General features: G+C 71.9%; 17 protein-coding genes. 8 read left to right on the top strand and 9 right to left on the bottom strand.

Features of this window, described 5'->3' with window-relative positions:
* Window positions 1-34: 34 nt before the first annotated feature.
* From OHA89_RS26925 to OHA89_RS26910, 4 genes are all read left to right on the top strand, one after another.
* Window positions 35-832 (top strand): DsbA family protein, encoded by a 798-nt coding sequence (locus OHA89_RS26925; protein WP_215146468.1) that lies wholly within the window; start codon window positions 35-37, stop codon window positions 830-832.
* 131 nt (window positions 833-963) lie between these two features.
* The gene (locus OHA89_RS26920) at window positions 964-2,625 is read left to right on the top strand and encodes an alkaline phosphatase (protein ID WP_266610232.1); all 1,662 of its coding nucleotides are present in this window, start codon (window positions 964-966) and stop codon (window positions 2,623-2,625) included.
* A gap of 234 nt (window positions 2,626-2,859) precedes the next feature.
* On the top strand, window positions 2,860-3,813 hold the full coding sequence (locus OHA89_RS26915) for a zinc metalloprotease (protein ID WP_257559473.1): 954 nt from the start codon (window positions 2,860-2,862) through the stop codon (window positions 3,811-3,813).
* Window positions 3,814-3,837: 24 nt separating this feature from the next.
* Window positions 3,838-4,767 (top strand): serine/threonine-protein kinase, encoded by a 930-nt coding sequence (locus tag OHA89_RS26910; protein ID WP_406367302.1) that lies wholly within the window; start codon window positions 3,838-3,840, stop codon window positions 4,765-4,767.
* 31 nt (window positions 4,768-4,798) lie between these two features.
* Here OHA89_RS26910 and OHA89_RS26905 read toward each other — a convergent pair whose 3' ends face one another.
* The gene (locus OHA89_RS26905) at window positions 4,799-5,368 is read right to left on the bottom strand and encodes a dienelactone hydrolase family protein (protein ID WP_266610230.1); all 570 of its coding nucleotides are present in this window, start codon (window positions 5,366-5,368) and stop codon (window positions 4,799-4,801) included.
* A gap of 50 nt (window positions 5,369-5,418) precedes the next feature.
* On the opposite strand from OHA89_RS26905, the gene OHA89_RS26900 reads away from it, so the two are divergent.
* Window positions 5,419-6,468, top strand: a complete 1,050-nt coding sequence (locus tag OHA89_RS26900) for a mechanosensitive ion channel family protein (protein ID WP_406367300.1) — start codon at window positions 5,419-5,421, stop codon at window positions 6,466-6,468.
* Window positions 6,469-6,598: 130 nt separating this feature from the next.
* Here the strand turns inward: OHA89_RS26900 and OHA89_RS26895 are convergent, their stop codons facing one another.
* Both OHA89_RS26895 and OHA89_RS26890 read right to left on the bottom strand, forming a co-directional pair.
* A complete protein-coding gene (locus OHA89_RS26895; protein ID WP_266610228.1) occupies window positions 6,599-8,005 on the bottom strand; it encodes a cell wall metabolism sensor histidine kinase WalK in 1,407 nt (468 codons plus the stop codon).
* On the bottom strand, window positions 8,002-8,697 hold the full coding sequence (locus tag OHA89_RS26890; protein WP_257556724.1) for a response regulator transcription factor: 696 nt from the start codon (window positions 8,695-8,697) through the stop codon (window positions 8,002-8,004). Before OHA89_RS26890 ends, OHA89_RS26895 begins: the two co-directional genes overlap by 4 nt.
* Window positions 8,698-8,769: 72 nt before the next feature.
* On the opposite strand from OHA89_RS26890, the gene OHA89_RS26885 reads away from it, so the two are divergent.
* A complete protein-coding gene (locus tag OHA89_RS26885) occupies window positions 8,770-9,951 on the top strand; it encodes a glycosyltransferase (RefSeq protein WP_257556723.1) in 1,182 nt (393 codons plus the stop codon).
* Window positions 9,948-10,943: an SDR family NAD(P)-dependent oxidoreductase gene (locus tag OHA89_RS26880; protein ID WP_266610225.1), complete on the top strand. Its 996-nt coding sequence runs from the start codon at window positions 9,948-9,950 to the stop codon at window positions 10,941-10,943. Before OHA89_RS26885 ends, OHA89_RS26880 begins: the two co-directional genes overlap by 4 nt.
* Before the next feature lie 33 nt (window positions 10,944-10,976).
* On the opposite strand, the gene OHA89_RS26875 is transcribed toward OHA89_RS26880, so the two are convergent.
* The 5 genes from OHA89_RS26875 to OHA89_RS26855 form a co-directional block, all read right to left on the bottom strand.
* Entirely contained in the window at window positions 10,977-12,563 is a 1,587-nt protein-coding gene (locus tag OHA89_RS26875) for a Na+/H+ antiporter (protein ID WP_406367297.1), read from the bottom strand.
* Window positions 12,564-12,704: 141 nt separating this feature from the next.
* Entirely contained in the window at window positions 12,705-13,175 is a 471-nt protein-coding gene (locus tag OHA89_RS26870) for a GNAT family N-acetyltransferase (protein WP_257556720.1), read from the bottom strand.
* The gene (locus OHA89_RS26865; protein WP_215146460.1) at window positions 13,172-14,113 is read right to left on the bottom strand and encodes an RluA family pseudouridine synthase; all 942 of its coding nucleotides are present in this window, start codon (window positions 14,111-14,113) and stop codon (window positions 13,172-13,174) included. The genes OHA89_RS26870 and OHA89_RS26865 overlap by 4 nt, the downstream gene beginning before the upstream one ends.
* A 41-nt stretch (window positions 14,114-14,154) precedes the next feature.
* Window positions 14,155-14,715 carry a signal peptidase II gene (lspA, locus tag OHA89_RS26860; RefSeq protein ID WP_266610220.1) on the bottom strand — a complete coding sequence of 187 codons (561 nt, stop codon included), beginning with the start codon at window positions 14,713-14,715 and terminating at the stop codon, window positions 14,155-14,157.
* Between the two features lie 122 nt (window positions 14,716-14,837).
* On the bottom strand, window positions 14,838-15,641 hold the full coding sequence (locus tag OHA89_RS26855; protein ID WP_266610218.1) for a TraR/DksA C4-type zinc finger protein: 804 nt from the start codon (window positions 15,639-15,641) through the stop codon (window positions 14,838-14,840).
* Between the two features lie 578 nt (window positions 15,642-16,219).
* Between OHA89_RS26855 and ileS the strand changes: the two genes are divergently transcribed.
* Window positions 16,220-19,366 (top strand): isoleucine--tRNA ligase, encoded by a 3,147-nt coding sequence (gene ileS, locus OHA89_RS26850; RefSeq protein WP_266610216.1) that lies wholly within the window; start codon window positions 16,220-16,222, stop codon window positions 19,364-19,366.
* Between the two features lie 313 nt (window positions 19,367-19,679).
* Here the strand turns inward: ileS and OHA89_RS26845 are convergent, their stop codons facing one another.
* Window positions 19,680-20,894 carry a DivIVA domain-containing protein gene (locus OHA89_RS26845; protein WP_406367294.1) on the bottom strand — a complete coding sequence of 405 codons (1,215 nt, stop codon included), beginning with the start codon at window positions 20,892-20,894 and terminating at the stop codon, window positions 19,680-19,682.
* Window positions 20,895-20,958: the final 64 nt, after the last annotated feature.

Genomic DNA, 20,958 nt, shown 5'->3' with positions numbered 1-20,958 from the left:
GGCACCCCCATCACGTCACACCACGGAGATCACGATGAGTTCACGCAACAGCCACGCCAACAAGGCCGCCGCCCGCGAGCGGCTGCGCGCCGAGCGCGAGGCACAGGCGAAGAAGGACAAGGTGCGCCGCCAGCTTGTCGTGGCCGGCGCGGTCGTCGCCGTACTGGCCCTGGCCGGCGGCGTCGGCTACGCGATCGTGCAGGCCAACCAGCCCGGCCACTGGGAGAAGGCCGCCAAGGCCGAGCTGGTCAAGCCCAAGAACACCGAGGGCGAGGACGGCACCACGGTCGTCATCGGCAAGGCCGAGGCGAAGAAGACCCTGGAGCTCTACGAGGACTCGCGCTGCCCCGCCTGCGCCCAGTTCGAGCAGGCGGCGGGCGAGCAGGTCAAGAAGGACGTCGACGCCGGCAAGTACAAGATCCAGTACTTCGGTGCCACCTTCATCGACAACATGGCCAAGGGCGAGGGGTCGAAGAACGCGCTGAGCGCGCTCGGCGCCGCGCTGAACGTCAGCCCGGAGGCCTTCCTCCAGTACAAGAACGCGCTCTACTCGAAGGACCTGCACCCCGAGGAGACCGTCGACAGCTTCGCCAAGGACGACTACCTGCTGAAGGTCGCGGACACGGTCCCGGCGCTCAAGGGCAACGCCGAGTTCAAGAAGGCCGTCGAGGGCGGCACCTACGACCGGTGGGCGATGGAGATGTCCAAGGCCTTCGACGCCTCCGGTGTGAAGGGCACGCCCACCCTGAAGATGGACGGCAAGAAGATCGACACTCCGCAGACGGCGGAGGCCTTCACGGCCGCGATCGACAAGGCCCTGCAGGGCAGCTGAGCCTTGGCCGTGCCGGAGGCCTTATATCCGGACATGCCGGGCCAACGGGCGGGCGGACTCCCAGAGTTCGCCCGCCCGTTGCATTCCCGGTTCTATTCCTGCGGCCATACCCGCCAGTAATATGATCATCCGTGACCAGTCATCTCTCTCCTGCTGCGACCGCCGCAACTCCCCGCCGTCGCACGGTCGTTCTCGCTGCCGCGGCCACGGCCGCCCTGGCTCCCCTCACCTCGCTGGGCGCCTCCGCCGCCCATGCCGCCGACAGCGCACCGGCCTTCCTGCACGGCGTCGCCTCCGGCGATCCGCTGCCCGACGGGATCCTGCTGTGGACCCGTGTCACCCCCACCGCCGAGGCCGTGCCCGGCTCCGGCCTCGGCCCGGCTGTCCAGGTCGACTGGGAGGTGGCCACGGACAAGAACTTCTCCGGCGTCGTCGCCTCCGGCACCGTCACCGCGAGCGCCGCCACCGACCACACGGTCAAGGTGGACGTGCGCGGACTGCAGCCGCAGACCCCGTACTGGTACCGGTTCACCGCCGGCGCCACCGTCTCCCCCGCGGGGCGCACCCGAACCACGCCCGGGCACGACGTGACCACCTCCGGGGTCCGCTTCGGCGTGGTGTCCTGCGCCAACTGGGAGGCCGGCTACTTCTCCGCCTACCGGCACCTGGCCGCCCGTACGGACCTCGACGCGGTCCTGCACCTCGGCGACTACATCTACGAGTACCAGTCCGGGGGCTACCCGGAGGCCAAGTACGTCGTCCGCGCGCACGAGCCCAAGCACGAGATCGTCTCGCTCGCCGACTACCGCACCCGGCACGGCAAGTACAAGACGGACGCCGACCTCCAGGCGCTGCACCACGCGCACCCGGTCATCGCCATCTGGGACGACCACGAGTTCGCCAACGACTCCTGGGCGGGCGGCGCCGAGAACCACACGGCGGGCACCGAGGGCGAGTGGGCGGCCCGCGCGGCCGCCGCCAAGCAGGCGTACTTCGAGTGGATGCCCGTCCGCGCCTCCATAGCCGGCACGGTCTACCGGCGGCTGCGCTTCGGCACCCTCGCCGACCTGCACCTGCTCGACCTGCGCTCCTTCCGCTCCCAGCAGGTCAAGGTCGGCAGCGGCTCGGTGGACGACCCGGAGCGCACCATCACCGGCCGCGCCCAGCTGGACTGGCTCAAGTCGGGCCTGGCGGGCTCGAACGCGACCTGGAAGCTGGTCGGCACCTCGGTGATGATCTCGCCGGTGGCCTTCGCCTCGCTGCCCGCGCACCTGCTGGGGCCGCTGGCCAAGCTGCTCGGTCTGCCCGAGGGCGGCATCGCGGTCAACGTGGACCAGTGGGACGGGTACACCGACGACCGCAAGGAGCTGCTGGGCCACCTCAAGGACCGCGGCGTCAAGAACACGGTGTTCCTGACCGGCGACATCCACATGGCGTGGGCGAACGAGGTCCCCGTGAACATGGCCACGTACCCCGGTTCGGGGACGGCGGCGACCGAGTTCGTGGTCACCTCGGTGACCTCGGACAACCTGGACGACATCCTGCACGTGCTGCCGGACACGGTCTCGCTGGTCGCCGAGTCGGCCGTCAAGGCCGCCAACTGGCACGTGAAGTGGCTCGACATGGACGCGCACGGCTACGGCGTGCTCGACGTGACGGCGGAGCGCTCGCAGATGGACTACTACGTGGTGTCCGACAAGCGGCGGCAGGACGCCACCGCCGCGTGGACCCGCTCCTACCGCACGCTGAACGGCACCCAGAAGGTGGAGCGGGCCTATCAGCCGGTTCGCTGATTGACCGTCAAATTTCCTGCCCGAAGGGGCGCCTGGTACATACCAGGCGCCCCTTGTGCGTTTCTCGCAACAAATCTTTTACGCAAGCCTCTTGACCTGAATATGTCATGCACACATAAGCTTCCCGCCAGCTGAAGAAGATCCTTCAGGCCATCACCCCCCACCACCCCCCACCCGCGAGGAGCACACGTGCGCGCAATTGCCCGCATATCCCCCCTTCTTCGCCGCCGCCTGATGGGCACGGCGGTTCTGGCCGGAACCCTGGCCTTCACGCCGCTCGCCGCCCCCACCACGCTCGCGGCCGCCAAGACCCCCGCCGAGGTCTGCGCCGAGGAAGGCACGACCGGGGCCGCTGCCAACGCCCGCGTCACCCGCGCCCACGACGAGCAGGCCGACGAGCCCAACGAGGTCACCGAGGCCCAGGCGAAGGCCATGGACGCCGACCTCAAGTCGAAGCTGGACAAGGCCCTCAAGAACCAGCCGCAGCGCAGCCTCGCCGCGGCCGAGGCCGTCGTGAACATCCCGGTGTACTTCCACGTCGTGCACTCGGGCACCACCGGCAAGCTCTCGGCCACGGACGTCAGCAGCCAGCTGTCGGTCCTCAACGCGGCCTACGGCGGCCAGGGCACCGGCAATGTGAACACGAACTTCCAGTTCACCCTTGCGTCCACCGACTACACGGACAACGCGAGCTGGTACAACCTGGCCTCCGGCTCCCAGGCCGAGAAGGACATGAAGAACACCCTGCGCAAGGGTGGTCCGGGCGCGCTCAACTTCTACACCGCCAACCTCTCCGGCGGCCTGCTCGGCTGGGCGACCTTCCCGACCTCCTACGCCTCCACCCCCAAGATGGACGGCGTGGTCGTGCTGGACAGCTCGCTGCCCGGCGGTTCCGCGGCCAACTACAACGAGGGTGACACCGCGACCCACGAGGTCGGTCACTGGCTGGGGCTCTACCACACCTTCCAGGGCGGCTGTAACGGAAACGGCGACTACGTCTCCGACACCCCGGCCGAGAAGAGCGCCGCGTACGAGTGCCCGACCGGTCGCGACAGCTGCGCCAGCAAGCCGGGCGCGGACCCGATCCGCAACTTCATGGACTACACGTACGACTCCTGCATGTACCAGTTCACCGCCGGCCAGGTCGCCCGCATGTCGAGCAGCTGGACGGCTTACCGGGCGGGCTGACGCCCTCTCGCCTAACCTGGCGCCATGAGCGCGCCGGGGGACGTGATCGACGGACGGTTCGAGCTGATTGAGAAGCTCGGCAGCGGGGGCATGGGCACGGTCTGGAGAGCGCTGGACCGTGTCCTGCACCGCGACGTGGCGGTCAAGGAGGTCCGGCCGCCCGTCGGTTACGAGGAGGGCGAGGCCTCGCGGCAGTTGCGCGCACGCGTACTGCGCGAGGCCCGCGCCCAGGCCCGGATCAACCACCCCAACGTGGTCACCATCCACCACATCGTGGACGAGGACCCGCACCCGTGGCTGGTGATGGAGCTGCTGCCCGGCGCATCCCTCCAGCACCGCCTGGACCGGGGCCCGCTGGAACCGGCCGAGACGGCCCGGATCGGCCGCGAGGTCCTCGCCGGACTCCGCGCGGCCCACGCCGCCGGGATCCGTCACCGGGACGTGAAACCCGCCAACGTCCTGCTGCGGGCGGACGGTTCCGCGGTCCTGACGGACTTCGGCATCGCCGCGATCCAGGACGCCCCCTCTCTGACACCGGCCGGGGACATCATCGGGACCCCCGAGTACCTGGCGCCCGAGCGGATCCGGGGCGAGGATCTGCCCGCCTCCGACCTGTGGTCGCTCGGCGTGATGCTGTACGTGTGCGTCGAGGGGGTCAGCCCGATGCGGCGGGCCACCAGCCTGGCCACGCTGGCCGCCGTCCTGGACGCCACCGTCCCGCCCGCACAACGGGCCGGCGCCCTGGGCCCCGTACTGGCGGACCTGCTGGTCCGCGATCCGGCGGCCCGGCCCACCCCCGAGCAGCTGGACGCACGGCTCGCGGCGGTCGCCCTCGGCGACACCGCCCCGCCGCCCACCCTGGCGGACCGGGTCCCGCCACCCTCGGCCCCGCCCGCCGGCGGCCGCTTCGGCCCGCCGCCGTCCCTGCCCCGGAAACCGGCACCCCGCGGCTGAACGCGCCCTGCGAAGGGTTCCTGCGAGGGTCCTACAGGGAGTCGAGGAAACCGATCGCGACGTTCCAGGTCTTCTCGGACGCCTCGGCGTCGTAGTCGTCCAGCCCCGGGTCGGTGAACAGGTGCCCGGCGCCCGGGTAGCTGTGGACCTCCACATCGGCCCCGGCCCGCTGCATCCGCAGGTACCAGGCCGTCAGCCAGTCGTGCGGCTCGTAGGGGTCCGGGTCCGCGACGTGCAGCTGCACGGGCAGCTCGTCCACCGAGGCCTCGTCCTCCAGGTCCGCCGTCCCGTGCAGGAGCAGCAGCCCGCGCGCCTTCTCGTCGGCCAGCGCCAGGTGCTGCGCGATGGAGCCGCCGAAGGAGAACCCGGCGTAGACCAGACCCTGGTCGGAGTAAGGGGCCGAGGCCAACACCGCGCGCTTGAGCAGCTCGTCACGGCCTACCTCCTCCTGGTGGGCCAGGCCCTCCGCGACGGTCTCGAAGGTGCGCCCCTCGAAGAGGTCCGGCACGTGCACCTGGTGACCGGCCGCGCGCAGCCGGTCGGCCGCCTCCTGTACCGCGGGCCGCAGCCCGTACGTCGAATGGAACAGCATGATGTTCATGCCCCCATCGTGCCAGTTTGCGCGGACCGCTTCCGGTTACGTTCATACCCATGGAAATGGAGACCGTCCTGCGCCCCGTCACGGTCGTCGGCGGCACCCTGGTCATCACCCTGGTCGCCGGGTGGATTCTGGACCTGCTGCTGCGTCGGGCCGACGCCCGGCACAGCGAGACCCCCCTGTGGGGCCTACTGCGCCGCTGCCGCCTGCCGTTCCAGGTCGTGCTCTGCGCCTCTCTGCTCAGAGCGTCCTACCGCATCGCCGGGATCCTGCCCGATCACGCCTTCGCCGTCGGCCGGACCCTCACCCTGGTACTGATCGCCTCCGTGTCCTGGCTGGCGGTGCGCATCGCGACCGCCGCCGTCGACTCCACGTACGCGCGCTACGCCGCGGTGACCCAGGACGACGCCCGGGTCCGCCGGGTCCGCACCCAGGTCACTCTGATCCACCGGGCAGTCACCGCGATCGTCGTCTTGGTCGCGGGGGCGGCCATGCTCCTGACCTTCCCGCCGATGCGTACGCTCGGCGCCTCGATGATGGCGTCCGCGGGCGTGCTCGGCATCGTCGTGGGCATCGGCGCCCAGTCCTCGCTGGGCAACCTGTTCGCCGGCCTCCAGATCGCCTTCGGCGACACCGTCCGCATCGGCGACACGGTGGTGGTCGACAAGGAGTGGGGCAAGGTCGAGGAGATCACCCTGACGTCCCTGACCGTCCACACCTGGGACGAACGGCGCATCACAATGCCTGTGTCGTATTTCACAAGCAGGCCGTACGAAAACTGGTCCCGCGGAGGCGCCCAGATGACCGGCACCGTCTTCTGGCACCTGGACCACAGCGCCCCTCTCGACCTCATGCGGCAGCAGTTCCAGAACATCCTCAAGGACATCCCGGAGTGGGACGCCCGCGGCTCCGGCCTGGCCGTGACGGACACCACACCGCACACGGTCCAGGTCCGCGCGGTGGTCACGGCGAAGGACGCGGACGACCTGTGGACGGTCCGCTGTGCGGTCCGCGAGCGTCTGATCACCTGGCTGGTGACCCACCACCCCTACGCCTTGCCCCGCATCGCCACCTCAGAGGCCGCCCCCCGCCCGGCGCCCTGACGCCCCGCCCCGCGCCTCAGACGGCATCAGCCATATCCAGCCTCGCCTGGGGGTCCCCCCGGACGGAGTCTGGGGGAGTTTGAGGCGCGGGGTCTGGGGCGGAGCCCCAGCAGCGGCGCTCGGTCCTGCCTCAGAACGTCAGCCGGAACAGCGCGCCCCCGCCCGGGGCGGCCTCCGCCACCAACTCCGCACCATGGGCCCGCGCGATCTGCCGCGCCATGGCCAGCCCCAGCCCGGACCCCGGCAGCGCCCGCGCCGCATTGGCCCGGTAGAACCGGTCGAAGACGTACGGCAGGTCCTCGGCCGCAATCCCCGGCCCGTGATCCCGCACGGTCAGCTCCGGCCCGCCGGCCCCGGCGGGCACCACCAGCTCCACCTCCACCGGCAGCCCGGCCGCACTGAACTTCGCCGCGTTGTCGAGCAGGTTCCCGATCAGCCGGCTCAGCCTCGCCGGCACCCCCGGCACGACCACCTGGTCCACCCGCACCTGAAACGGCACGCCCGGCCAGTGCGCCCGCGCCGCCTCCACCCCGTGCTCCACGAGCCGGTCCAGCCGGACCTGTTCCACCAGCGGTTGCGGCTCCTCGTCCCGCGCCAGCTCGATCAGGTCGTTCACGAGCCCCGTCACCTCCCGCAACTGCCGCCCCAGCGCGGCCGACGCCCGCTCCCGCTGCTCCGGCGTGAGCCGCTCGGCCCGTGCCAGCAGCTCCGCGTTGGTCCGCAGCGCCGTCAGCGGGGTCCGCAGCTCGTGCGAGGCGTCCGCGACCAGCCTCCGCTGCGCGGTGACGGACTGTTCCAGCTCCCCCAGCATGGTGTTGAAGCTCCCGGCCAGCCGGGTGATCTCGTCCTCCCGCCCGGAAGACCCCCGCGGCGGGAGTTCGATCCGGTGCCGCGGATCCCGGGTGGCGGCGATCCGCTCGGCCGTCGCCGTGAGCCGGGTGACCGGGGCCAGCCCCGTCCGGGAGACCCAGTGGCCGAGGACGGCGGCGAGCAGCACCCCGGCCGCCGCCGTCAGGACGAGCCACCACGCGGCCTCCTCGATGCCGTCCTCGACTGTGTCGGCCCGCAGCGCGACCTGGAGCGCCCGCCCCTTGGCGTAGTCGGTGGTGAGCATCCGGGCGGGATGCCCGGCCAGCGTGAAGTCGGTGTAGTACGGGGCCCGCTCGCCCGCGGCGACCTCCCGCGCGGCCGGGGCCACCGGCAGCAGGCCCGGCGTACCGGGATCCTTGGCCGGGTCGGACGCCACCACCTCCGCACACGCGGGCGCCGCCAGGAAGCGGCATTCCCCGGCCAGTGGCCCGGGACCGGCCCCCGGGTTGCGCTGCGCGGCGAGCCGGGCGGACTGGACGAGGCTGAGGTCGAGCTGCCGGTAGAGCGCGGACCGTACGACGAGGAACGCCGCCGCGCACACCCCCAGCGCCACCAGGGCCACGGCCGCGGTGACGGCCAGCGCCAGCCGGGTCCGCAGCGGCCGACGTCTGCGCCAGGCCGCGCCGAGCCGTCGGCGCCCGCGCCCCCGCCCCTCGGATCCGCTCACGCCGCGTCCAGCCGGTAGCCGACCCCGTGCACGGTGTGGACCAGCCGGGGCTCGCCCGCCGCCTCCAGTTTCCGGCGCAGGTAGCCGACGTACACCGCGAGGGAGTTGGAGTCCGGCCCGAAGTCCCGTCCCCACACCAGCTCCAGGATCAGCTCGCGCGGGAGCACCTGGCCGGGGTGGCGCAGGAGCAGTTCCAGCAGCGCGGCCTCGGTCCGGCTGAACTCCAGCGGCCGCCCGCCGCGCCGCCCGGTCCGGGTCTCCGGGTCCAGGACGAGGTCGGCGAAGGCGAGCGGAGCGGCGCCCGGGGGCTCGGGCGCGGCCCGCCGCAGCAGCGCCCGTACCCGCGCGACCAGCTCGTCCAGGGCGAACGGCTTGACGAGGTAGTCGTCGGCCCCGGCCTCCAGCCCGTCCACGCGTTCGCTGACGGAGTCCAGTGCGGTGAGTACGAGTACGGGCGTACGGTCGCCCAGCGCGCGCAGCTGCCGGCACACCCCGAGCCCGTCGAGCACCGGCATCATCACGTCCAGCACGACCGCGTCGGGCTCCCAGGCCGCCACCTCCGAGAGCGCCGCCAGCCCGTCCGCGGCGCCCCGCACCTCGTACCCCTCGACGGCCAGCCCGTCCTCGACGGCGGCCCGCACCTCGGGCTCGTCGTCCACCACCAGAATCCGATGCCTGCTCAGGGAGCTCATGGGCAAAGCCTGCCAAAGGCATGGATGCGAACCTCTTAGAACCTTCTTAGGGCGCACCGGGAGTGTGCGTCCATGACCACTCGACACACACCTGCGGCACTCTCCGTCGTCATCGGTGCGGGCGGCACCGGCGGACACATCTATCCGGGCCTGGCTCTCGCCGAGGCGCTGCGCGCGGCCGTCCCCGGCGCCGTCGTCTCGTTCATCGGGACCGAGCGGGGCCTGGAGACCGAGCTGATCCCGGGCGCCGGCTACCGGCTGCACACCGTCGACATGATCCCCTTCGACCCGGCGCTGGGCGCGAAGCGCTACCTGCTGCCCGCGGCGCTGATGCGCTCGGCGCACCAGGCCCGGTCGGTGATCCGGGCGCAGGGCGCGCACGTGGTCGTCGGCATGGGCGGCTACCCGAGTGCGCCCGCCGTGCTCGGGGCGCGGCTGGCCGGGCTGCCCGCCGTGATCCACGAGTCCAACGCGGTGCCCGGCCGCGCCAACCAGTTCGCGGCCCGGCTCACTCCGCACGTCGCGGTGGCCTTCGACCGCAGCCGGCGCCACCTGGCGGGCGGGGCGCGGGCGCTGACCACCGGAATGCCGATCTCCGCGGCTCTGTCCGGCCTCGCGGAACTCGCCCGGCCGGACCGGGCGGCCCTGCGCGCGGAGGCGCGGCGGGCCTTGGGGGTCCCCGAGGGGCGGCGGCTGGTCGTCTTCAACGGCGGCAGCCTGGGCGCCGTGCGCCTGACCCGGGCCGCCACCGGGCTGGCCGGACTGTGGCAGCACCGGGACGACGTACAGCTGCTGGTCAAGACGGGTCCCGCGGCGCTGCCGGACACCATCGCCGAGCTCGCGTCGTCCGGCGGGCAGCGCATCGCCCGGGCCGTGCCGTACCTGGACCGGATGGACCTGGTGTACGCGGCCGCCGACCTGGTGGTGTGCCGGGCCGGTTCGGCGACGGTCGCGGAGCTGGCGGCGACCGGGGTCCCGGCCCTGCTCGTGCCCTACCCGTACGCCCCGGGCGATCACCAGACCCACAACGCGCGCGTGCTGTCCGACACGGGCGCCGGGCTGCTGCTGCCCGATGCCGAGACCACCGCCGAACGCCTCGCCGGCCTGATCGGCCCGCTGCTGGCCGATCCGGCCCGGCTGACGGCGATGGCCGGCGCCGCCGACCCCGGCCCGCACGCGCGGGCCGCCGAACTGCTGGCCGCGGAGGTCCTCCGCGTGGCCGGCGTCCGTCTTCCCACCCTGGAGCGAGTATGAACAGCTGGACCGACCGCACCGTCCTCGTCACCGGCGCCGAGGGCTTCATCGGCTCGACGCTGGTGGACCTGCTGGTGGCGCGGGGCGCGCGGGTGCGCGCCTTCGTGCACTACAAGCCGTACGCCGAGAAGGGCCACCTGGCCCGCTACCTCGCCGACCCGGACGGCCCGGTGGAGATGTGGGCGGGCGACATCCGTGACGCGGGCCGGGTCAGCGACGCCGTGGCCGGCTGCGACACCGTCTTCCACCTGGCGGCGCTGATCGGCATCCCGTACAGCTACGCCTCGCCGGGCGCCTACGTGCAGACGAACGTGACCGGCACGGAGAACGTGGCCGAGGCCTGCCGCCGCCACCGCGTGCGCCGCCTGGTCCACACCTCCACCAGCGAGGTCTACGGGACGGCCCTCACGGCGCCCATCTCCGAGAGCCACCCGCTCCAGCCGCAGTCCCCGTACTCCGCGTCGAAGATCGGCGCGGACATGATGGCGCTCTCCTTCCACCACGCCTTCGAGCTGCCGGTGACGGTGGTGCGCCCCTTCAACACGTACGGGCCGCGCCAGTCGGCCCGTGCCGTCATCCCGACGATCCTGGCCCAGCTCCACGCGGGCTCCCGCGAGATACGCCTGGGTTCGACCACCCCCACCCGTGACTTCACGTACGTCACGGACACCGCCGCGGGATTCCTCGCGGTGGCGGAGTGCGACCGGGCGCTCGGCGAGGTGGTCAACCTCGGCACGGGCGAGGAGATCTCCATCGGCGACCTGGCGCAGGCGCTGATCGCCGCTTCGGGGCGGGAGTCGGAGGTGGTCGTGGACCCGGCCCGGCTGCGCCCCTCGGGCAGCGAGGTCCACCGCCTCCTCTCGGACAACTCCCGCGCCCGCGACTGGGCGGGCTGGAAGCCGGAGGTCTCCCTCACGGAGGGCCTGCGCCGCACCTCGGACTGGGTCGCGGCGAACCTCTCGCTCTTCGCGCCGGGCCGCTACCAGGTCTGATTCCCGACGCCGGCCTGCAGTTCCGTCCGTCGGCTACCGCAGGCTCCGTACGTCCAGGTACCGCAGCACCCGGTCCACGATCTCCGGATCGGCGCCGGGTTCGCTGCGGGCGGCCAGCACCTCGTGGCGGGCGGCCGACATCATCTCGCGCTGGATCCGCTGGATGTCCCGGATCCGTGACACCCGCTGCACGTACGCCTCGCGCCGCTCCTCGTCCACCATGTCGGGGCTGATCCGGGCCCCCACGTCGTACGCGCGCCGGTACAGCGTCTCCACCAGGTCCTCCGGGAGCTCCTCCACCTCCTCGATCTCCTTCAGCCGCCGCTTCGCGGCCTTGGCGGCGCGGATCGCCAGCTGCCGCTCGGTCTCGCGCTCCGCGTCCGAGTCGGCCTCCACCCCCAGCCGCCGCACCAGCCACGGCAGGGTCAGCCCCTGGCAGATCAGGGTCGTCATGATCACCGCGAACGCGATGAAGATGATCTGGTCCCGCCCGGGAAAGGGCTCACCGGCGTCCGTACGGAGGGGAATGGCCAGCGCCAGGGCCACGGAGGCCACCCCGCGCATCCCGGCCCACCACATCACCACGCTCTCCCGCCAGCTGAGCGGGATCTCCTCCTCGTAGTCACGCCGCCCGTGCAGCTTCTTGGCGAGCCAGCCGGCCGGCAGCAGCCACACCAGCCGTACGACGACCACCACCGCGACCACGGCCGCGGCCCAGCCGGTCATCTCCCACTCGCGGCCCTTGGCCGTACCGAAGACGTTGTGGAGCTCCAGCCCGATCAGCCCGAAGGCCACCCCCGTGACCAGCATGTCGACGACCTCCCAGAAGGTGTGCCCGGCGAGCCGCCCCAGCACGTCGTCGGCATCGTTCGCGTACTCGGCCAGGAACAGGGCGGTGGTCAGGACCGCCAGCACCCCCGAACCCTGGAATTCCTCGGCCAGCACGTACGCCACGAAGGGCACCAGCAGCGTCAGCCCGATCTGCAGCGTGGCGTCGCCCAGCCCGCCCATGAGCCGGTGGGCGGCCCAGCCGAGCGCGAGCCCGACGGCCACGGCCACCACGGCGGAGAGCACGAACTCCCCGAGCGCGTCCGGCCAGGAGAAACTGCCGCTGACGGCGGCGGCGACGGCCACGTGATAGAGCACGATCGCCGTCACGTCGTTGAAGAGCCCCTCGCCCTCCAGGATCGAGACCATGCGGCGGGGCAGCCCGAGCGATCCGGCGACGGCGGTGGCGGCGACCGGGTCGGGCGGAGCCACGAGCGCGCCGAGCACGACGGCCGCGGCGATCGGCAGCCCGGGCACGACGGCGTGCGCGACGGCGGCGACGGCGGCGGTCGTGACGAACACCAGGGCCACGGCGAGCAGGAGGATCGGCCGGACGTTCGAGGCGAACTGCCGCCAGGAGGTGCGCTGCGCGGAGGCGTACAGCAGCGGCGGCAGGACCAGCGGCAGGATGAACTCGGGCGGAACGTCGACGTTGGGCACGGCGGGCACCAGCGCGAGGCCCACCCCGCCGATGGTCATGAGTACCGGCGCGGGCAGTCCCAGCCGGTCCCCGAGCGGCACCGTGACCACGGCCCCGAGCAGCAGCACGAAGAGCAGAGCAAGCTGATCCACTCCCCCACCCTGCCAGTCCGCTGCGCTTGGCCGTGCCCGGTGACAGGCTGCCCCCGCGTGTCGGGGCTCCGCCCCGAACCCCTACGGCGGTCCGCGCCCGCGCCTCAATCGCCGGCGGGGCTGGGGTGTGCCCCGCCAGGGCTACGGCAGACGACGCCGCATCGAGCGGTGCGGGATGCCCGCGTCCTGGAACTCCGGGCCGTAGGCCACGTAGCCGAGCCGCTCGTAGAAGCCGACCGCATGGGTCTGCGCCCCCAGATCAACGGCCGCGAGGCCCATCCGGCCCGCCTCCGCCTCGATGGCGTGGACCAGCGCCACGCCCACACCCAGCCCCCGCGCCGACTTCCGTACGGCCAGCCGCCCCAGCGAGCCGACCCCCTCGACCCCGGTCTTGGCCAGCGCGGCGGCGCCGGACAGCAGCCGCCCGGTGCCCAGCGCCACCCCGTCCGGCCCCACGGCCAGCAGGTGCACCGCATCCGCGTCGTACGCGTCGTACTCGATCGACTCCGGCACGGACTGCTCGGTCACGAACACCTCGGACCGCACGGCGAAGCAGGCCGCGAGGTCGGCCTCGCCGACGGCGATCCGGACCTCGTAACCGGCAGAGCTCACTCGCTCTCGGCCCGGATCACGTCCAGCGCGTGCTGGAGGTCCGCCGGGTAGGTGCTCTCGAACTCCACCCACCGCCCGTCCGACGGGTGCTCGAAGCCGAGCCGCACCGCGTGCAGCCACTGCCGGGTCAGCCCCAGCCGCTTCGCCACCGTCGGGTCGGCGCCGTACGTCAGGTCGCCGACGCAGGGGTGCCGGTGCGCGGACATGTGCACGCGGATCTGGTGCGTACGCCCGGTCTCCAGCTTGATGTCCAGCAGCGAGGCGGCCCGGAAGGCCTCGATCAGGTCGTAGTGGGTGACCGAGTCCTTGCCCTCCTGGATCACGGCCCACTTGTAGTCCGCGCTGGGGTGCCGCCCGATCGGCGCATCGATCGTGCCGCTCATCGGGTCCGGGTGTCCCTGCACCAGCGCGTGGTAACGCTTGTCCACGATCCGCTCGCGGAACTGGTTCTTCAGCGAGGTGTACGCCCGCTCGGACTTGGCCACGGCCATCAGGCCGGACGTGCCGACGTCGAGGCGGTGCACGATGCCCTGGCGCTCGGACGCGCCGGAGGTCGAGATCCGGTAGCCGGCGGCGGCGAGGCCGCCGATGACGGTGGTGCCGGTCCAGCCGGGGCTCGGGTGGGCGGCGACGCCCACCGGCTTCATGATGACGACGATGTCGTCGTCGTCATGGACGATCTCCATACCCGGGACGGGCTCGGCCACGACCTCGACCGGCCGCGGCGGCGCGGGCATCTCGACTTCGAGCCAGGCGCCACCGTGTACGCGCTCGGACTTCCCGACGACACTGCCGTCGACCGACACCTTCCCCGCGGCCGCGAGTTCGGCCGCCTTCGTCCGGGAAAATCCGAACATACGGGCGATGGCGGCGTCTACGCGCTCGCCCTCGAGGCCATCGGGAACGGGCAGGGTGCGGATCTCGGGAATCGTACTCACCTGTCGAGTATGCAGGACTCGGCAGAGGAGCTTTCCCGCGATCAGTCCTTGTGGACGGTCCCGTCCGGGTCCAGCCCCCGGAAGGACAGCAGGACGATCAGGATGCCGCCGCACACGATCGCCGAGTCGGCGAGGTTGAAGACGGCGAAGTGGGACGGGGCGATGAAGTCGACCACCGCTCCCCGGAACATGCCGGGCGAGCGGAAGATCCGGTCGGTCAGATTGCCCAGCGCACCACCGAGCAGCAGACCCAGCGCGATCGCCCACGGCAGGCTGTAGAGCTTGCGCGCCAGCCGGATGATCACCACGATCACGGTGGCCGCGATGCACGTGAAGATGATCGTGAAGGCCTCGCCGAAGCCGAAGGCGGCGCCTGCGTTGCGGACCGCCTCGAACCGCAGCAGGTCGCCGATGATCTCGATCGGCGGCTGGTGCTCCAGCTTGGCCACGACCAGCATCTTGCTGCCGAGATCCAGCAGGTACGCGAGGACGGCCACGACGAGCAGGGCCACGATCCGCCGGTGCCCCTTGGGCTCGGCGGACTCGGGCTGGGTGTCGTCCCCGACGTCCGGCGTACCGATGATGCGCTCCGCCTCTGCCACGTGAGTCCCTCGAACTGGTTCGGACCAGGCTCCTGCTGGACCCTGACGAGACACGAGGGTACGTCAGGCCACCCGCCGGCCGCCCGCCCCGGCCCTCCCCAGTTCGGTCCCCCTAGTGCCGCCTAGTGCCGCCGCTCCTGCTTCTGCTTGCAGTCCACGCACAGGGTGGCCCGAGGGAAGGCCTGCATCCTGGCCTTGCCGATGGGCTTCCCGCAGTTCTCGCAGATCCCGTACGTGCCCGCCTCCAGGCGTTCCAGGGCCCGCTCGGTCTGTTCCAGCATCGAGGTGGCGTTCGCCGCGAGGGCCAGCTCGGACTCCCGGGTGATGTTCTTGGTGCCCGTGTCGGCCTGGTCGTCGCCCGCGCCGTCGCCCGAGTCCCGCATCAGGCCCGAGATGGCCACCTCCGAGGCGTCGAGCTCGGCGCGCAGTCTGAGCACCTCGCTCATCAGCTCGCTGCGGGCCTCGTCGACCTCCGCCTGCGTCCAGGGGTCCTCCCCGGGCCGTACGGCGAGCTCACCGGGCGTGGTGGCCGCCGTGACCCTCACCTTGGGCAGGCCGCTGGTGGCGGCCGCAGCCGTCTTCCTCGCCGTACCGGTGCTCTTCTTGGCAACCACTTTGCGGACTCCCGTCTTCACAGCGGCCTGCGCCGCCCCCTCGGCCCCGGCCGATTTGGCCGTGGCCTGCCGCTTCGCGACGGCAGTCGCCTTCTTGACGGCGGTCGCCTTCTTGTCGGTCGCCTTCTTCGCCGGCGCTTTCCTCGCGGGCGCCTTCTTGGCCGCCGCCTTCTTCGCGGGTGCCTTCTCCGCCGGTGCCGCCTTCTTCGCGACGGCCGCCTTGACGGCGTTCGCCCTCTTGGCCGGCGCCTTCTTCACAGGTGCTTCGGCCAGCGCCTCTCCGGCAGTACCGGCGGTCTTCTTCGCCACCATGGCCGCGGCCCCTTCACATACTGTGATCATTGCTCGCGAATCGTGCCGGAACGATAAATCGGCGCCGGTCCCGCGGCAACGGGGCACGCATCCGTCGAGGTCAACCTGCATCCGTTGTGCCCATCCGGAAGCCCGGTAATCCGCCCCACGCGCCCCACGGGAATCCGTACCGGCCCGTCGGCCCATTCGGGTCACCCGAGAGGCCCTCCCGCGCCCCCGCCACGCCGTGCCGGCCGCCCCCGCGCGGGCGCCCGTAAACCGGTCTGCCGAGCGCCCCCCGGCCCCGTACACTGGGCCGCAGCGAGAGGCATGGATGGGGACGAGTAGCGTCGGACGCAGCCAGGAGCGACCCGGGGACGGTGAGAGCCCGGGGGCGAGCGCGATGTGAAGGATCACCCCTGAGCCGCCGGAAGAAAGCCCGTACGGATTCCCGTGGGGCGACTAGAACCGGCTTCGCACCCCAATGAGGGGGCCGCCGGACCAGTCCGGAGGCCAAGGAGGGTGGTACCGCGGGAGCATCCAAGGCTCTCGTCCCTCCGGACGGAAGTGACATCCCGCCGGAGGAAGAGTTCAGCCTCATGACCACACCGCCGCAGTACCGCCCGGTCCCCGCCCAGGTCGACCTGCCTGCCCTCGAGCACGCCGTCCTCGACTTCTGGCGCGAGAGCAAGACCTTCGCCAAGACCCTGGAGCAGTCCGAGGGCCGCCCCGAGTGGGTCTTCTACGAGGGCCCGCCGACCGCGAACGGCATGCCCGGCGCGCACCACATCGAGGCCCGCGTCTTCAAGGACGTCTTCCCCCGGTTCCGCACCATGCGCGGCTACCACGTGGCCCGCAAGGCCGGCTGGGACTGCCACGGCCTGCCCGTCGAGCTCGCCGTCGAGAAGGAGCTCGGCTTCAACGGCAAGCAGGACATCGAGGCGTACGGCATCGCCGAGTTCAACGACAAGTGCCGCGAGTCCGTGACCCGCCACACCGACGCGTTCGCCGAGCTCACGACCCGCATGGGCTACTGGGTCGACCTGGACGACGCCTACCGGACCATGGACCCCGAGTACGTCGAGTCCGTGTGGTGGTCGCTGAAGGAGATCTTCAACAAGGGCCTGCTCACCCAGGACCACCGCGTCGCCCCCTGGTGCCCGCGCTGCGGCACCGGCCTCTCCGACCACGAGCTGGCCCAGGGCTACGAGACGGTCGTCGACCCCTCGGTCTTCGTCCGCTTCCCGCTGACCTCCGGCCCCCTCGCGGGCGAGGCGGCGCTGCTGGTCTGGACGACCACCCCCTGGACCCTGGTCTCGAACACCGCCGTCGCCGCGCACCCGGACGTCACGTACGTGGTGGCCACCAACGGCGAGGAGAAGCTGGTCGTCGCCCAGCCGCTGCTGGAGAAGGCCCTCGGCGAGGGCTGGGAGGCCACCGGCGAGTCCTTCACGGGCAAGGAGATGGAGCGCTGGACGTACGAGCGCCCCTTCGACCTGGTCGAGTTCCCGGCCCCGGCCCACTACGTCGTGAACGCCGAGTACGTCACGACCGAGGACGGCACCGGTCTGGTCCACCAGTCCCCCGCCTTCGGCGCCGACGACCTCGCGGTCTGCCGCGCCTACGGCCTGCCGGTCGTGAACCCGGTCCGCCCCGACGGCACCTTCGAGGAGGAGGTCCCGCTGGTCGGCGGCGTCTTCTTCAAGAAGGCCGACGAGAAGCTGACCGCCGACCTCGACGCCCGCGGCCTGCTCTTCAAGCACATCGCCTACGAGCACAGCTACCCGCACTGCTGGCGCTGCCACACGGCCCTGCTCTACTACGCGCAGCCGTCCTGGTACATCCGCACCACCGCCGTCAAGGACGCGATGCTGCGGGAGAACGAGAAGACGAACTGGTTTCCGGACTCGGTCAAGCAGGGCCGCTTCGGCGACTGGCTGAACAACAACATCGACTGGGCGCTGTCCCGCAACCGCTACTGGGGCACCCCGCTGCCGATCTGGCGCTGCGAGGAGAACCACCTCACCTGCGTGGGCTCGCGCGCGGAGCTGAGCGAGCTGTCCGGGCAGGACCAGTCCGCCCTGGACCCGCACCGCCCGTACATCGACGACGTCACCTTCACCTGCACCGCCGAGGGCTGCTCGCTGACCGCCGTCCGCGTGCCCGAGGTCATCGACGCCTGGTACGACTCGGGCTCGATGCCGTTCGCGCAGTGGGGCTACCCGCACAAGAACAAGGAGATCTTCGAGAAGCGCTACCCGGCGCAGTTCATCTCGGAGGCCATCGACCAGACGCGCGGGTGGTTCTACACGCTGATGGCGGTCGGCACCCTCGTCTTCGACAAGTCCTCCTACGAGAACGTGGTCTGCCTGGGCCACATCCTCGCCGAGGACGGCCGCAAGATGTCCAAGCACCTGGGCAACACCCTCCAGCCGATCCCGCTCATGGACCAGCACGGCGCGGACGCGGTGCGCTGGTTCATGGCGGCCGGCGGCTCCCCGTGGGCGGCCCGCCGCGTGGGCCACGGCACGATCCAGGAGGTCGTCCGCAAGACCCTCCTCACGTACTGGAACACGGTCGCCTTCCAGGCCCTGTACGCCCGTACGTCGAACTGGGCGCCCTCCGCCTCGGACCCGGCCCCGGCGGACCGCACGGTCCTGGACAGGTGGCTCCTGTCCGAGCTCCACGCCCTCGTCGCCGAGGTCACGGACGCGATGGAGGCGTACGACACCCAGCGCGCCGGCAAGCTGCTGTCCACGTTCGTGGACGACCTGTCCAACTGGTACGTCCGCCGCTCGCGCCGCCGCTTCTGGCAGGGCGACAAGGGCGCGCTGCGCACCCTGCACGAGGTCGTCGAGACCGTCACCCGCCTCATGGCCCCCCTCACCCCCTTCATCACGGAGCGGGTCTGGCAGGACATGATCGTCCCGGTCACTCCCGAGGCCCCCGAGTCGGTGCACCTCTCCTCCTGGCCGGAGTCGGACGCCGCCCAGGTGGACACGGCGCTCTCGCAGCACATGCTGCTGGTACGCCGCCTCGTGGAGCTGGGCCGTGCGACCCGTGCGGAGTCGGGCGTCAAGACCCGCCAGCCGCTGTCGCGGGCGCTGGTCGGTGCGGTGGGCTTCGACGCGCTCTCCCCGGAGCTCCAGGCCCAGATCACCGAGGAGCTGAACGTCTCCTCCGTGGCCTCGCTCTCCGAGGTCGGCGGGTCCCTGGTGGACACCACGGCGAAGGCCAATTTCCGTGCGCTGGGCAAGCGCTTCGGCAAGGGCGTCCAGGACGTGGCGAAGGCGGTGTCCGCGGCCGACGCGGCGGCCCTGTCGCTGGCCCTGCGCTCGGGCTCCGCGACCGTCTCGGTCAACGGTGACGAGGTCTCCCTCTCCCCTGAGGAGGTCATCATCACGGAGACCCCGCGCGAGGGCTGGTCGGTGGCCTCGGACTCCGGCGCGACGGTCGCCCTGGACCTGGAGATCACCCCGGAGCTGCGGCTCGCGGGGCTGGCGCGTGACGCGATCCGCCTGATCCAGGAGGCCCGGAAGAACTCGGGCCTGGACGTGGCGGACCGGATCGCCCTGCGCTGGTCCTCCGAGTCCCCGGAGGTGGTCACGGCCCTGACGGACCACGCGGCCCTGATCGCGGACGAGGTCCTGTCCACGGACTTCGCCTCCGGCGAGGCCGACGCCACGTACGGCGAAGCCTTCACGGACGAACCCCTCGGCCTGACCTTCCGCCTCCGCAAGGCGTAACGAACGGCCCAAGAGGCCCGTACCCCCTCACCGGGGGTGCGGGCCTCTTTGCTACCCCTCGGCTCACTACACGGCGCTCCGCGCCCGCGCCTCAAACGCCGGCGGGGCTGGATGTGGCTGATGCCGGCTGCCCAGCGGGGCTGGATTGCCGCGCAGCGGCACATTCCAGCCCCGCCGGCGTTTGAGGCGCGGGGGCTCGGGGGCGGAGCCCCCGCAACGGCGCCGCACGCGGGTACGGGAACGGGCCGGGCCCGGGTTCCGATGGGAACCCGGGCCCGGCCCGTGAAGCGACTGCCGACAGACGGCGCGGCGCCTAGTTGTCGTCCTCGTCGATCAGAAAGCCCCGCATGGGAGACGGCGCCTGCTGCATCGGCTGCGGCGCAACCGGCCGCACCGGAGCCATCGGCTGGGTCATCGCCGGGGACATCTGCTGCTGGCCGCCGTACGACGGGCCACCCATCGGGGAGGGACCGCCCATGGGGGACGGGCCGCCCATCGAGGGACCACCCATGGAGTGCCCCATCGCACCGGCCGGAGCCATCGAAGGCGACGGCGACGGCGGCAGCGCGGGACCGGCCGGGTTCCGCGGCGGGGCCAGGGAGTCGTCGGCCTGGGTCTCCAGCTGACGCAGCTGCGACTCCAGGTAGGACTTCAGGCGCGTACGGTACTCACGCTCGAAGCCCCGCAGGTCCTCGACCTTGCGCTCCAGCGTGGCGCGGGCGGACTCCAGGGAGCCCATCGCGACGCGGTGCTTCTCCTGCGCGTCCCGCTCCAGCGCGTCGGCCTTGGCGCGGGCGTCCCGCTCCAGACCCTCGGCGCGCGAACGGGCCTCGCCGACGATCTTGTTGGCCTCGGAGCGGGCCTCCGCGATCGCCTGGTCGGCGGTCTGCTGCGCCAGCGACAGGACGCGGGCGGCACTGTCGCCACCGGGGCCCTGCTGCGGCAGCTGCTGCGGCTGCTGGTGCATCGGCTGACCCATGGGCTGCATCTGCTGCCCCATCGGCTGCATCTGCTGGCCCATGGGCTGCATCTGCTGGCCGAGCGGGTTCTGGCCGCCCATGGACTGCTGGCCCATGCCCTGCTGCTGGCCCATACCCTGCTGGCCCATGCCCTGCGGTCCACCCATGGGGTGCTGCTGCATGGGGCCACCCATGCCCGGACCCTGCGGTCCGTGTCCGCCGGGGCCGGCGGGCAGCTGCGGCTGGCCGCCCGGCAGCTGCGGCGGGCCCATCTGCGGCTGCTGCTGCTGCTGCTGCGGCGGGCCGGATATGGCCGCGGGCACGGGGGCGCCGGGGCCACGCTGGTCCTGGGGTTCCGGCTTGCGCATGCCCTGCTGCTGCTGGTTCTGCGCGGCGGCGCGCGTGGCAGCGGCCAGCTTGGCGCGCAGGTCCTCGTTCTCGCGCAGCAGGCGCGTCAGTTCGGACTCGACCTCGTCGAGGAAGGCATCGACCTCGTCCTCGTCATAGCCTTCTCGGAGGCGGACGGTCGTGAACTGCTTGTTCCGCACGTCCTCGGGAGTCAGCGGCATGTCTTCTTCACCTCTACGTAGTCGTCGGCAGTCGGCAAGACCGTATCGGGACTGTCCCCAGGCC

This window comes from Streptomyces sp. NBC_01546 (assembly GCF_045208355.1).
Classification (GTDB): Bacteria; Actinomycetota; Actinomycetes; order Streptomycetales; family Streptomycetaceae; genus Streptomyces.
This window is presented reverse-complemented; position numbering and strand designations above follow the sequence as displayed.